Below are 13316 nucleotides of genomic sequence, written 5' to 3' on the forward strand. Positions count from 1 at the left end.
GGTGGCGCGGGTGCGCGTCACCACCACCCCGACGACTTCTTGGCGGCCTTGGCTCGGGCGGCTTCGGTGACGAGTCGCTGCCGTTCGATCTGCAACGCGGTGAGTTCCGCGATCAGCCGCGTCTCGGCGGAGGTGGTGAGGGAGTCGAGCCGGTTGTCCGCGCGGGTGGTGCTCTTGCCGCGCAAGGTGCGGTAGGAGCCGCCGGCGAGAGCGGCGAGCATCGCGCGGCGCTCGGAACTGGTGAGCGGCCATGTCTCGCCCTGGCGGACCGCTTCGATCTTGCGGTTCGTCTCACGGATCGCACGGTCAAGCCGGCGGGTGTCAGCGTTGCCCATGGGTGGTACTCCTCACGGACTGTCGGGATAGGCGCAGGGAACGCAGGTGCCGAGCGAGGCGGGGATGACGTATCCCGCGTCGGTGCGGCACTGCGGGCAGGTGCGGCGAGCGAGGTTGGCCTTGGCCAGCGCTGCCCGTTTCGCCGGCGTCATCGGCCGAACCGGCTTCGCGCAGTCGAGGCGGTAGAGGTAGGCGACCAGCGGGCCCCGCCGGTAACGCGGGCGCAGGACCTGCCCGGCGATCGGCTGTCCGCCCGGCCGCAGGCCACGCGCCCGCAACTGCCGGCGCGTGACCATGCCGTCCGGAGCCATCCGCCACGGGAAAGTAGGGATGCCGTAGCGGGCGCCGTTGGGGTCGAAGCACTTGCCGTACGAGCGGCCCATCACGGGGTGGTGGCGGCGCGTTCGGCGAGCAGGGCGTCCCGCAGCATGCGCGCGTTGGCCGGCGAGGTGCGGACCTCACGACGGATGCCCTCAGCGGTCACCTTCGCGTCCGGCCAACCGGCAATCACCGTGCGCGCCTCATCGAGCAGTTGAGCCGGGGTCCGCTTCGGCCGCGCCGATCGGGCGACGACAGGAACGGTGCCGGTTGCCCGACGCGGTCGGGTCGACGTGGCAGCGACCGCACGCTTCGAGGTCACCTTGACCGGAGTCGGGGCGAGGGCCGGTACCGGCTTGAACGGAAGAGCCGACTTCACGAAGTCGACCGCGACCGGATCGGGCATCCGCACCGGAGCCACGGTGATCGGTGCGGGGGTCGATACCGTGAGGTCAGCCGTAGACCGATTGCTCATGGTCTCGGTCGATTCCTCCGCATTCGTGGCCGGGGTCGGAATCGGGGCGGGGCGGTGGTGCAGCACCTTGGCGACCAGGTCCGAGCCGAAGTAGATCGACCCGACCGGAAGCGATGTCGCGAGCAGGACCAACGCGTAGTTGGCGGGGTCCCAGTCGGCGAGGCGACCCCAGTCGACCGACGCGCCGTGGAGCTCCGGCACGAGTCCGTGGACGTAGTTGAGGACCAGCGAGGCGAGCGTGTAGGTGCCCAGCACCTTCAGCGCGAACCGCTTGTCCCCCTCATCCGTGAGAACCAGGGTCGCGAGCAGGGCCAGGGCCATCAGGCCGTCGACCACGAACGGGTAGAGCGTCGCGGCCGTGTTGTCCGCGCCGATCGCGCTGGCCACGTCCCGCAGCGCGTTCCAGGAGACCCGGAACGCCATGGCGACCACGGCGACCAGGGCCAGGACCAGGAGGGCTTTGCCCTTGCGGTTCAGGTTCATCGCCGACCGCCCCGAAGCTGCCGGCCGTGCAGCACCCAACCGACGAACTGCACGAGACCGCCAGCCGCGATGACGTACCGCCAGGCCTGCTCATGGGTCGCGAGAACCGCCACGGACGCCGTGATCGCGACCAACGAACCCAGCGTGATCAGCAGCAGGGCCAGGCCTTTGGGGGAAGAGGTCGCGCTCATGCGCCCACCTCCGGAAGGACCGGAGCGGCCGTGTTCGCCAGCGAGCGGCGGGCCGCCAGCACGCGACGGCGGGCCCTGCGGACACGCCGCGCGTCCAGCTCCGTCGGCGTGCGGTCCAACATGATGATCTGCGCGTCCAACAGCTCGACGTCCGCCCGGATGACGGGCATCTCGCGGTCGATCGCGTCCAGCTCAGCGGCCGGCGGCTCCATGAAGTCGGCGAACGCGGTAACAGCATCCTGAACAGTGACGATGGAGCTCATAGGGTCGTAGTTCCTCTCACACAGGAACGGCCCGAACAGCGCCCCCGGAGTTACAGCTCCGGGGGCGCGCGCCGTTGAAGTCGGAATATCCGGCTCCCCTCAACCCCGCCCGTACGACCAGCACACGAAGCGCGGTCGGACGGGCAGAGGAGGCAACCGGCGCGGCGATAGCCGCCGCGAGTCGGTAGAAGGTGACCGGTTGACCGCAGCACCCAAGTGGTGCCAGCGGACCAGGGATGGAACGGCGCCACCGTGCCGGTCGATCACGGCCGCGCCCATCGCTTTCGTCGCATCACTGCCGCTCCTTCAGTCGATGAACAGGGAAAACACACTGCAAGGGGGACCAAGTCCCCACACGCCGGCCATTGCTCGCGGTCACCGGGCCACCTCGCCAGTCGGGCCGAAGCCCTGTCCCCTGGCCTTCAGCGGGATTGCAGCGTCCCCGCCTCTTGCAGCTACAGACTGGACCGGTGGACCGGTCCAGTCAAGCGCCAAAAATGGCATCGGTCGATAATGGAAAGAGTTCTCGCAGCTCACATGGCGTGACGAGGCGGAAAAAAAGCTGGACCGGCGGACCGGTCCAGCTTGGCTTGCGGACGCCTACATGGCGTAGGTGTCCACCTGCTCGAAGAGCGAGGATGGAGTAACACCCTCCTCGCAGACCAACGGACGGCCTTCCTCGTCGTGTGCCGCATGGAGGAGCACAGCGACCGGGGTGGCCGCCGCGACGCCCAAGCGGTCCGCCTCCGCATCCGTAGCGAGGCGCACGGTGGTGATGTCCACTCCCTCAACCGGGAACCGCCCGGTCTGCCGACGGACGTAGCGTGTCGTGCCCTCGGCGATGGGCGCAGTGTCGGCGAGGCGAGGTGCTGCCTCCGCGATCTCCGGAGGGAACCACGCTTCCACGCAGCTATTAGGGGTTCCGTCGGGGAGCTGGAGGACGCGGATGCGTCGGAGTGCCAGCACTCCGGGGGAGATCCCCAGTGCGACGGCTACGCGGGCGGGAGGCTCCGCCCAGTCGGGCGTACCGATGCGAAGGAACGGCATCCCGCCCAAGATGCGCGCCGACCCAGCCCGGCGGGCGCCTGCAGGGCGCGCCACGGGCATCTCCGTGACGACGAAACCGGTGCCCTGCTTGGCCACCACCACGCCGTCGTTCCGCAGCACGTCCACGGCCTTAATGGCGGTGGCCCGTGACACGTCCCACTGATCGGCCAGGTCCCGGCCCGACGGGATGGTGTCACCAGGGACGAACTCACCAGCGGCGATGCGGGCGCGCAGAGACTCGGCGATCTCTTCGTACTTCAGAACGGCCATGGCTTCCTCTACTCTGCACGCTGGACTGGTCCACCGGTACACACGATACTGCGACCATGTCGAATCTCGAATTGGCACCCTCCGTGATGCGGTTCTACGGCGAGACAGTAAACGAGGACAGCCGCCTGCGTAGCTCGGCAGACGGACGTATGGAGTTGGTCAGAACTCAAGAGCTTCTCCGACGCTTCTTGCCCCCCGCGCCGGCGCGCGTGCTCGACGTGGGAGGGGGGACCGGGGTTCACGCTGAATGGCTTGTGAAGGACGGCTACGACGTCACGCTCGTGGACCCCGTGCCCCGTCATGTCGAGAGCGCGGCGGCCGTGTGCTCGGCGATCGTGGGAGACGCTCGCGATCTACGTGAGCCGGACGACAGTTTCGACGTTGTGCAGCTCCTTGGGCCGCTGTACCACCTGCCCGACGCCGCTGATAGGCGTGGGGCGCTGGCGGAAGCCCGCCGCGTGGTGAAGCCGGGCGGATTGGTTGCAGCGGCTGCAATCAACCGTTACGCGTCGCTCTTTGAGCACGTCGCATACGCTCACCTGCACACCGAACGGATTCGTGACTCCGTCTCCAAAATTCTTGAGACGGCCGTCTATGACGGTGTTCGAGGGTTCACCCTGTCCTACTTCCACCGTGCTGAGGAGCTTGTGACGGAGTTGGTGGCCTCAGGGTTGACGGACGTACAGGTCTTCGGGATCGAGGGGCCCGCATGGTCGCTCGTGAAAGCGACCGAGCAACAGCCGGGCGAGGGACCCACGGACGAGTTGATTGCCTCCGCAATGGAGGCGGCGCGCATGGCAGAGCCGTACCCGGAATTGCTTGCTGCCAGTTCGCACCTACTGGCTGTGGGCAGGGCTCCCGCTGACATCAACGCCTGACATCAACCGTGGCGAACGCACAGATGTGGAGGCCCCTCTGATGACGGCACGCGACGGGAACGGGCCGCACCTGCAGGGCACAACGAGGGCACAACGGCTTCACGCGGGTTCAACGGCAACCAACGCAAGCAAACGCCATTTCGCCTGCTCAGCGACGTAGCTTGACAGTCTCCGCAGACCATGCACAGAGGGGCGGCACCCCCGCACAGGGTGCCGCCCCTCCTTCGTGCACCGGAACCGCCGTCAAGTCGGTGAGGGTCGGGGTGACCCGACAACAGTCCCGGGGGTTTCAGGGGTTCAGCGGCATCAGCGGTGGTCGCTCCCCGCGGCCGACGACGCCGCGCGCCCCGCCTCCAACCGCGCCACCGGGATCCGGAACGGGGAGCAGGAGACGTAGTCGAGTCCGACCTCGTGGAAGAAGTGGACGGACTCGGGGTCGCCGCCGTGTTCGCCGCAGACGCCGAGTTTGAGGTCGGGGCGGGTTTTGCGGCCGGCGACGGCGGCGTCTCGTACGAGCTTGCCGACGCCGTCGCGGTCGATGGTCTCGAAGGGGGAGACGCCGAAGATGCCCTTCTCCAGGTAGGCGGTGAAGAAGGAGGCCTCGACGTCGTCCCGGGAGAAGCCCCAGACGGTCTGGGTGAGGTCGTTCGTGCCGAAGGAGAAGAACTCCGCGGCCTCGGCGATCTGCCCGGCGGTCAGCGCGGCGCGCGGGAGTTCGATCATCGTGCCGATGGCGAGCTTGAGGTCGGTGCCCGTCGCGGCCTGGACCTCGGCGATGACCTGGTCGGCCTCGTCGCGGACGATCTCCAGTTCCTGCACGGTGCCGACGAGCGGGATCATGATCTCGGCGCGCGGGTCGGCCTTGGCGTTCTTGCGCTCGGCGGCGGCCTCGGCGATCGCCCGTACCTGCATGGTGAAGAGGCCGGGGATGACCAGGCCGAGGCGTACGCCGCGCAGGCCCAGCATCGGGTTCTGCTCGTGCAGGCGGTGGACGGCCTGGAGGAGGCGCAGGTCGTTCTCGTTGGAGTCCTTGCGGGACTCCGCGAGGGCCACCCGGACCGACAACTCCGTGATGTCCGGCAGGAACTCGTGCAACGGCGGGTCAAGGAGCCGGACGGTCACCGGCAGGCCGTCCATCGCCTCGAACAGCTCGATGAAGTCCTGCTTCTGGAGCGGCAGCAGCTCCTTCAGCGACTCCTCGCGCTCCGCGTCGGTGTCGGCCAGGATCAGCCGCTCGACCAGTTCACGGCGGTCGCCGAGGAACATGTGCTCGGTGCGGCACAGGCCGATGCCCTGGGCGCCGAAGCGACGGGCCCGCAGCGCGTCCTCCGCGTTGTCCGCGTTGGCGCGCACCCGCAGGCGACGGACGCGGTCGGCGTACGCCATGATCCGGTGCACGGCGGCGACCAGTTCATCGGCGTCGTCGGCGCCCGCGTGCATCCGGCCCTCGAAGTACTCGACGACCGGTGACGGGACGACCGGGACCTCGCCGACGTACACCTTGCCGGTGGAGCCGTCGATGGAGACGACGTCGCCCTCCTCGATCACGGTCCCGCCCGGCGCGGTCAACCGCCGCCGCTTGGTGTCGACTTCGAGCTCCTCGGCGCCGCACACGCACGTCTTGCCCATGCCGCGCGCGACCACGGCCGCGTGTGAGGTCTTGCCGCCACGGCTGGTCAGGATGCCCTCGGCCGCGATCATGCCGTCGAGGTCGTCCGGGTTCGTCTCACGGCGGATCAGGATGACCTTCTCGCCCGAACGCGACCACTTGATCGCGGTGTACGAGTCGAAGACCGCCTTGCCGACCGCCGCACCCGGCGACGCGGCGATGCCCCGGCCCAGTTGCTCGACCTTCGCCTGGTCGTCGAAGCGCGGGAACATCAGCTGGGCGAGCTGCGCGCCCGTCACCCGCTGGAGCGCCTCCGCCTCGTCGATCAGACCCTGGTCGACGAGCTGCGTGGCGATGCGGAAGGCCGCGCCCGCCGTGCGCTTGCCGACGCGCGTCTGGAGCATCCACAGCTGGCCGCGTTCGATGGTGAACTCGATGTCGCAGAGATCCTTGTAGTGGTTCTCCAGGGTCTTCATGATCTGCATGAGCTGGTCGTACGACTTCTTGTCGATCTGCTCCAGCTCGGCGAGCGGGACCGTGTTGCGGATGCCCGCGACGACGTCCTCGCCCTGCGCGTTCTGGAGGTAGTCGCCGTACACGCCCTGGTGGCCGGAGGCCGGGTCACGGGTGAAGGCGACGCCGGTACCCGAGTCGGGGCCGAGGTTGCCGAAGACCATCGAACAGACGTTGACCGCCGTACCGAGGTCGTGCGGGATGCGCTCCTGGCGGCGGTAGAGCTTGGCGCGGTCGGTGTTCCAGGAGTCGAAGACCGCGTGGATGGCGAGGTCCATCTGCTCGCGCGGGTCCTGCGGGAAGTCCCGCCCGGCCTCGGTCTTGACGATCTTCTTGAACTTCGTGACCAGCTTCTTCAGATCGGCCGCTTCGAGGTCCGTGTCGACGGTGACCTTCTTGGCCCCCTTCGCCGCCTCCAGCGCGTCCTCGAAGAGCTCGCCGTCGACGCCGAGGACCGTCTTGCCGAACATCTGGATGAGACGGCGGTACGAGTCCCACGCGAAGCGTTCGTCACCGGACTGCTGGGCGAGGCCCTGCACCGACTTGTCGGAGAGCCCGATGTTCAGGACCGTGTCCATCATGCCGGGCATGGAGAACTTCGCCCCGGAACGGACTGATACGAGCAGTGGATTATCGGCCTGCCCGAGCGTCTTGCCCATCCGCTGCTCCAGCGCGTCGAGGTGCGCACTCACCTCGTCACGCAGTGCCGCCGGCTCGTCGCCGCTGTCGAGGTAGGTCTTGCAGGCCTCGGTGGAGATCGTGAAGCCCGGAGGGACGGGAAGACCCAGGTTGGTCATCTCGGCAAGGTTCGCCCCCTTGCCGCCGAGGAGGTCCTTGAGGTCCTTGTTGCCCTCGGTGAAGTCATAAACGAACTTCACGCCCTCGACCGCACTCTCGGCTACGTGGGGATCTTTGTTTTCCGACACGAGTCTCGACTCCTCGACGTCGCGGTGGCTGCCCTGACGACGGGGAACATACCCAGATCGAAGGCGTCTGGGTACGTCCACTTGTGCGTCATGTGCCTGTAACCACTCGTCCGCCACCAGATCGAAAGTCAAGGCTTGGCAAGCGATGGGATGGCGGTGTTTTCACTTATTGAACGGGCTGACGCCCACAGGCCCGCCCATCCACTCATCTGAGCGGCTCTCGCTACGCCTGAGTTCAGTTGCTGAACAGTCAAGGGGTGGCACTGAGTGCCACCCCTTGGAGAAGTGCAGCCGCTCATGATCCGCTCATCTGAGCCTACTCCTTATCAAGCGTGGCGAGAATCACGCTGGAACGAAGGCCGAATTTCACCATGCGGACCACGATGTGGACACGTCACACGGATGTCACACAACGTCGGTGCCGACAGGGACGGACCATGTCGTCGGTCACACCCCCAGCGCCGCCAGCCGCTCCTCGACCCGCTCCGGCGCGTACAGGTACTCCACGACCAGCGCCCCTGCCCCGACCAGACCGGCCCGCTCGCCGAGCCGCGAGGTCACCACGTCCAGATGAGCGGTGGAGCGGGGCAGCGCCCGCTGGTACAGCAGCTCTCGTACGCCCGTGAGGAAGGGGGTTCCGGCCAAATCCCCGGCGATCATCAGGACGCCGGGGTTGAGCAGCGTCACCACGGTCGCCAGTACGTCACCCACCTGGCGCCCCGCCTCCCGCGCGAGCGCCATCGCCTCCGGGTGCCCGGATGTCAGCAGGTCCCGCACATCCGATCCGGAGGCGGCCGCCACCCCGGACTCGGCGAGCCGTCGCGCCACCGCGCCGCCACTGGCCACGGCGGCCAGACAGCCGTATGAACCGCACCGGCACAGCGCGTCGGCGCCCACCCGGATGTGCCCGATGTCACCGGCGCCGCCGTCGATCCCCCGGTAGATGGTGCCGCCGACGACCATTCCCGCGCCTATGCCGGTGGAGACCTTGACCAGGGCGAACGCCGAACAGTCCGGGTAGCCGGTGCGCTGCTCCCCGTACGCCATGAGGTTGGCGTCGTTGTCGACGCGTACGGGGACGCCGGGTCCTGCACCCGTGTGCTCGGCGAACGCGCGGCCCAGGCGGCCTCTTATGTCGTAACCGTCCCAGCCCGGCATGATCGGCGGCTGCACGACCCGGCCGGTGTCGCTGTCGACAGGACCCGGCACGGCGAGTCCGATGCCGCATACGGCGTCGGCGGGTTTTCCGGCCTTCACCAGCAGGTCGGCGAACCAGCGGCCGAGTTCGCCGAGGACCGCCTCCGGGCCCTCGTCGATGACCAGGAGTCCCGACTGCTCGGCCAGGATCTCGCCGGTCAGGGTGAGGACGGCCGCCCTGCCGTGCCGGGTGTCGAGGTCGGCCGCGAGGACGATGGCGTGGGCGTCGTCGAATTCGAGGGTGATGGAGGGGCGGCCGCCCAGCGGTGAGTCCACCGGGCCGCCGGCGCCCTCGCGCAGCCAGCCCGCGCGGAAGAGCCGGTCCAGGCGCTGGCCGACCGTGGCCCGGGACAGACCGGTGGCCTGTTGCAGCGCGCCGCGTGTCGTGGCTCGCCCACTGCGCACCAGTTCGAGCAGCTCTCCGGCGGTTGCCTGATTCCCTGCCCTCACGGTCCTGTCCGCCCTTCCTGTCATGCCCACCCTCTTGCGTTCCTCAACTCTGCATTACATATTGAGTTTTGCGTGTTAAATAGACGTAACCCTACGGTAGCTACAGCCGAACTGGTCGGCAGGATGTCTTCCGGGAGACCTGAGTGGACAGCACAACCCAGCTCACCGCCTTGCGCACGGGAATCACCACCTCCGCGCGTACCTCAGGCACACCCGTGCACGCCTCAGGACCACCCTCGCCGCCCGGCCGGGATGAGGTAACCCATACCGGAGCGCTTGTATACGATCCTGCCGAGACGACGGGTTCGCTGCACCTCAGGGCGGCCCGGGTACTGAACGGCAACTGGACAGGAACGTCCACCGTGCCCTCGCGCGGTCTGTACCCGCACCAGTGGTCCTGGGACTCCGCCTTCATCTCGATCGGGCTGCGCCATCTGTCTCCCCTGCGGGCGCAGACAGAGCTGGAGACGCTGCTCGGCGCACAGTGGGGCGACGGCCGGATCCCGCACATTGTCTTCAACCCCTCCGTGCCGCTCGACGCGTACTTCCCGAGCCCCGACTTCTGGCGCTCCTCGACCGCGGGGCTCGCCGCGGGTGCCCCGCGAACCGTACAGACGTCCGGCATCGTGCAGCCACCGGTGCACGCGCTCGCCGCATGGCTGGTGCACCAGGCCGACCCGGGCCTCTCGCGGTCCCGCGGTTTCCTCTCCCGTGTCTATCCCCGCCTCGCCGCCTGGCACCGCTATCTCCTGCACCGTCGGGACCTGGGCGGCGGCGGTCTGGCCTCCGTGGTCCACCCCTGGGAGCAGGGCATGGACAACAGCCCCTGCTGGGACGCCCCGCTGAGCCGGATCACCCCGGCCCCGCCCCGCTCCTTCCGCCGCGCCGACCTCGACCACGGGGCTGCCGAGGACCGGCCGACGGACCTGGACTACGGGCGGTACGTGCGACTGGCGACGGACTACCGGGATGGGGGGTACGCGGACGGGGCGGGCGAGTTCGCGGTCGAGGACCCCGCGTTCAACGCGCTGCTGATCGCCTCCGAGCACGCCCTCGCGCACATCGCGCAGGAACTGGGTGCGGCCGGCACCGCCCGGCATGCCCGCGCGGAGCGCCTCACGGCGGCACTGGTGGAACGGCTGTGGGATCCGGCGGAGGGGATGTTCTTCTGCCGGGACGTGTACGCCCGTCGCGACGGCCTGGGGCCCGAGCGGGACGGGGGTGCCGGGGAACTGATCCCCGAGCGCAGTGTCTCGGGTCTGATCCCGCTGCTCCTCCCCGCGCTGCCCCGCGACATCGCCGCCACCCTCGTGCGCACCGCGAGCGGGCCGCACTTCGGGCTCGGTGACACCACGCGGCTCGTGCCGAGTTACGACCTGACCGGGGACGCTTTCGATCCGCACCGTTACTGGCGCGGTCCCGCCTGGTTCAACACCAACTGGCTGCTGGAGCGCGGGCTTCGGCAGCACGGCGAACAGACACGCGCGGACGGCCTGCGGACAGCGCTGCTCGACACGGCCGGGGAGTCCGGATTCGCGGAGTACGTGGACCCGTACACCGGCGAGGCCTGCGGAGCGCTCGGCTTCAGCTGGACGGCCGCGCTGACGCTGGACCTGCTGCACGCACCCACGGGGGCGGACCAGTTCGCGTCCCGCCCGGGACACCACACGTTCGACAAGGCACACACCGCGAGCGCATACGGGAACGCGCGCGCATACGCATTCGAGACGGGCGCCAAGGGAGGGGACCGGGGATGACGGACCGGCATCATCTGCTCGTGCAGGGTGGGACGTTCGCCGCCGTGGGCGACGGCGGGGACATCAGCGGTGTGCGGGGCGGCAGCTCCCCGGACGGCTTATTCGTGCGCGACGCACGGCACTTGAGCCGCTGGCAGCTGACCCTGGACGGCGCGGTGCCCGAGGCACTCACGCCGGTCGCGGACGGCGACACGGCACGCTGTGTCCTGGTACCCCGCGGCGGCCGCAACGAGCCGCCCGCGTACACGGTCTTCCGTGAACAGGCCGTTGCCGAGGGCGGGTTCGTGGAGGCGCTGCGCGTCACCAGCAACCGCCCGGCGCCCACGACGGTCCGCGTCGCGGTCACCGCGGACGCCGACTTCACGGACCAGTTCGAGCTGCGCTCGGACTACCGTACGTACGCCAAGACGGGCGTCGTCCGCTCCCGCCAAGTCCTCGACGACGGCGTGGAGTTCGGCTATCAGCGCGGTGAATGGCGGTCCTGTACGACGGTCACCGCCGAGCCCGCCCCGGACGGCGTGGAGGAGACGGGCACGGGCGCCCGTCGCCTCGTATGGACCCTGGACCTCGAACCGCACGGCAGCGCGGAGCTGTCACTCCGAGTGGCGGCGCGTCCGCACGGCGCCGCGCACGAGCCCGACGTACCGCTCTCCCCCGCCGCCGCGAACGACCAACTCATCGCACTCGAAGGGGAGTTCACGGAGGGCGTGCCCTTCCCGACCGGCTGGCCGGAGCTGGCCGCGGCCTGCGCGCGCGGCCTGTCCGACCTGGCCGCGCTCCAGGTACCGGCCCGGGGCCCGGACGGCGAGGAACTGCGCGTCCCGGCGGCCGGAGTGCCGTGGTTCCTCGCCCTCCTGGGCCGTGACGCACTCCTGACCTCCCTCTTCGCACTCCCCTACCGTCCCCAGCTCGCCGCCGCCACCTTGCCCGCGCTCGCCGCGACGCAGGCGACCGAGGTGGGCGCGGAGGCGGTGTGCCAGCCCGGCAAGATCGTGCACGAGGTGCGGCACGGGGAGCTGGCGCACTTCGGGCAGGTGCCGTACGGGCGTTACTACGGTTCGGTGGACGCGACGCCGCTGTTCCTGGTGCTGCTCGGCGCGTACACCGAGCAGACCGGCGATGTGAGTCTGGCCCGCCGCCTGGAGGCCAACGCCCGTGCGGCGATCGGCTGGATGCTGGACCACGGCGGGCTGACCTCGCGCGGCTATCTCGTCTACCGCGCGGACGGCGGCGGCCTCGCCAACCAGAACTGGAAGGACTCCCCGGGCGCCATCTGCTCGGCCGACGGCAGCCGCCCCTCCGGCCCGGTGATGGCGGCGGGCGCACAGGGGTACGCGTACGACGCGCTGCGCCGCACCGCGCATCTGTCCCGCACGGTCTGGGACGACGAGGTCTACGCGGCCCTCCTCGAACAGGCCGCCGGTGACCTCCGGGACCGCTTCCAGCGGGACTTCTGGATGCCTGAACACTCCTTCCCCGCGCTGGCGTTGGACGGAGACGGCCGTCACGTGGACGCCCTCGCCTCCGACGCGGGCCACCTGCTGTGGTCGGGCCTGCTCGACAAGGAGTACGGCGAGCTGGTCGGGCGGCGCCTCCTCGAACCCGACTTCTTCTCCGGCTGGGGCGTCCGTACCCTCGCCTCCGGGCAGGCGGCGTACCACCCGCTCTCGTACCATCGCGGCTCGGTCTGGCCCCACGACAACGCCCTGATCACCCTGGGCCTGGCGAGGTACGGCCTGCACGACGAGGCCCGCACCGTCGCCCACGCCCTTGTCGACGCCGCCACGGCTGCCGGCCACCGCCTCCCCGAGGTCCTCGCGGGCTACGCCCGCGACACCCACAACGAGCCGGTGCCCTACCCGCACGCGTGCGTACGGGAGTCGAGGTCGGCGGCGGCACCGCTGGCGCTGCTGACGGCGGTGGGGGGAGCTTAGGCGCGCAGGGCTACGGCGCCGCAGCCCTGCGACGCCGTAGCCCTGCGACGCTACGGCGCCAGTCGTCGAGCTCGCCGCTACGAGGCGACCATGGCGCTGCGGGCTTCGCCGATGAACTGCTCCAGCCGGTGGCGGAACGCCCCGTGGGTCCCGTCGAAGAGTTCGCGGGATCCCGGGTCGTCGCCCTCCGAAACCCGCGCCAGTGCGCTGTTGGCCTCCGCTGCCGCCGCCAAGAGGGCCTCGGCCGCTTCGGCGGCCGGGGCCGGCCCCTCCAGCACGATGACCCGGACGCAGCGCATGAGGGGGTCGAAGGCACTGCGCAGCTCGATGCGGAGCTCCTGAATGCGCGTCAGTCGTTCGTCGGGATCGACGAGATGGAAGAAGGCGTCGCCGACTCTCCAGTACAACTGGCCGGTGATGTGCGCCTGTTCCATGAGGTCCAGGTAGGCGGCCCGGCGGATCTCCCGGACCCGGCCGCGCTGCTGGGCCTGCGCCGACGCCTCCGCCTGGACCTTCGCGGCCCGGGCGTTGCCCACAGTGGTCACCCAGCTGGCGAGCACCGCGGTCGCACCGGTGAACACCCCGACCCACACCACGCTGTCCGCCACCCGCACATCTTCGGTGAACCGGATCACCCCTGTCGAGGCCGGGGAGAGGCCGGGCCGGGGT

The 13316-nt window shown here is 69.6% G+C and carries 12 protein-coding genes; 3 read left to right on the forward strand and 9 right to left on the reverse strand.

Going from position 1 to position 13316, the window contains the following annotated elements:
• Positions 1–17: 17 nt before the first annotated feature.
• From AB0N66_RS24980 to AB0N66_RS25005, 6 genes are all read right to left on the reverse strand, one after another.
• Complete coding sequence (locus AB0N66_RS24980; RefSeq protein ID WP_365438945.1) at positions 18–335, reverse strand: hypothetical protein; 318 nt, start codon at positions 333–335, stop codon at positions 18–20.
• A 12-nt stretch (positions 336–347) separates the two neighbouring features.
• The gene (locus AB0N66_RS24985; protein ID WP_365438946.1) at positions 348–719 is read right to left on the reverse strand and encodes an RRQRL motif-containing zinc-binding protein; all 372 of its coding nucleotides are present in this window, start codon (positions 717–719) and stop codon (positions 348–350) included.
• Complete coding sequence (locus tag AB0N66_RS24990) at positions 719–1612, reverse strand: DUF2637 domain-containing protein (protein ID WP_365438947.1); 894 nt, start codon at positions 1610–1612, stop codon at positions 719–721. The genes AB0N66_RS24985 and AB0N66_RS24990 overlap by 1 nt, the downstream gene beginning before the upstream one ends.
• Positions 1609–1803 carry a hypothetical protein gene (locus tag AB0N66_RS24995; RefSeq protein WP_365438949.1) on the reverse strand — a complete coding sequence of 65 codons (195 nt, stop codon included), beginning with the start codon at positions 1801–1803 and terminating at the stop codon, positions 1609–1611. The genes AB0N66_RS24990 and AB0N66_RS24995 overlap by 4 nt, the downstream gene beginning before the upstream one ends.
• Positions 1800–2066 (reverse strand): DUF6284 family protein, encoded by a 267-nt coding sequence (locus tag AB0N66_RS25000; RefSeq protein WP_365438951.1) that lies wholly within the window; start codon positions 2064–2066, stop codon positions 1800–1802. The genes AB0N66_RS24995 and AB0N66_RS25000 overlap by 4 nt, the downstream gene beginning before the upstream one ends.
• A 600-nt stretch (positions 2067–2666) precedes the next feature.
• The gene (locus tag AB0N66_RS25005) at positions 2667–3383 is read right to left on the reverse strand and encodes a GntR family transcriptional regulator (RefSeq protein ID WP_365438953.1); all 717 of its coding nucleotides are present in this window, start codon (positions 3381–3383) and stop codon (positions 2667–2669) included.
• A gap of 56 nt (positions 3384–3439) precedes the next feature.
• On the opposite strand from AB0N66_RS25005, the gene AB0N66_RS25010 reads away from it, so the two are divergent.
• Positions 3440–4261: a methyltransferase domain-containing protein gene (locus AB0N66_RS25010; RefSeq protein WP_365438955.1), complete on the forward strand. Its 822-nt coding sequence runs from the start codon at positions 3440–3442 to the stop codon at positions 4259–4261.
• Positions 4262–4567: 306 nt separating this feature from the next.
• On the opposite strand, the gene ppdK is transcribed toward AB0N66_RS25010, so the two are convergent.
• A complete protein-coding gene (gene ppdK, locus AB0N66_RS25015) occupies positions 4568–7309 on the reverse strand; it encodes a pyruvate, phosphate dikinase (protein WP_365438957.1) in 2742 nt (913 codons plus the stop codon).
• Between the two features lie 447 nt (positions 7310–7756).
• Entirely contained in the window at positions 7757–8980 is a 1224-nt protein-coding gene (locus AB0N66_RS25020; RefSeq protein WP_365438959.1) for an ROK family protein, read from the reverse strand.
• Between the two features lie 119 nt (positions 8981–9099).
• On the opposite strand from AB0N66_RS25020, the gene AB0N66_RS25025 reads away from it, so the two are divergent.
• Both AB0N66_RS25025 and AB0N66_RS25030 read left to right on the forward strand, forming a co-directional pair.
• A complete protein-coding gene (locus tag AB0N66_RS25025; RefSeq protein ID WP_365438961.1) occupies positions 9100–10713 on the forward strand; it encodes a hypothetical protein in 1614 nt (537 codons plus the stop codon).
• Positions 10710–12647, forward strand: a complete 1938-nt coding sequence (locus tag AB0N66_RS25030) for a glycogen debranching N-terminal domain-containing protein (RefSeq protein WP_365438962.1) — start codon at positions 10710–10712, stop codon at positions 12645–12647. Before AB0N66_RS25025 ends, AB0N66_RS25030 begins: the two co-directional genes overlap by 4 nt.
• A gap of 77 nt (positions 12648–12724) precedes the next feature.
• Here AB0N66_RS25030 and AB0N66_RS25035 read toward each other — a convergent pair whose 3' ends face one another.
• A complete protein-coding gene (locus AB0N66_RS25035) occupies positions 12725–13255 on the reverse strand; it encodes a hypothetical protein (protein WP_365438964.1) in 531 nt (176 codons plus the stop codon).
• Positions 13256–13316 lie beyond the last annotated feature (61 nt).

It is taken from the genome of Streptomyces sp. NPDC093544, assembly GCF_040683495.1.
Lineage (GTDB): Bacteria > Actinomycetota > Actinomycetes > Streptomycetales > Streptomycetaceae > Streptomyces.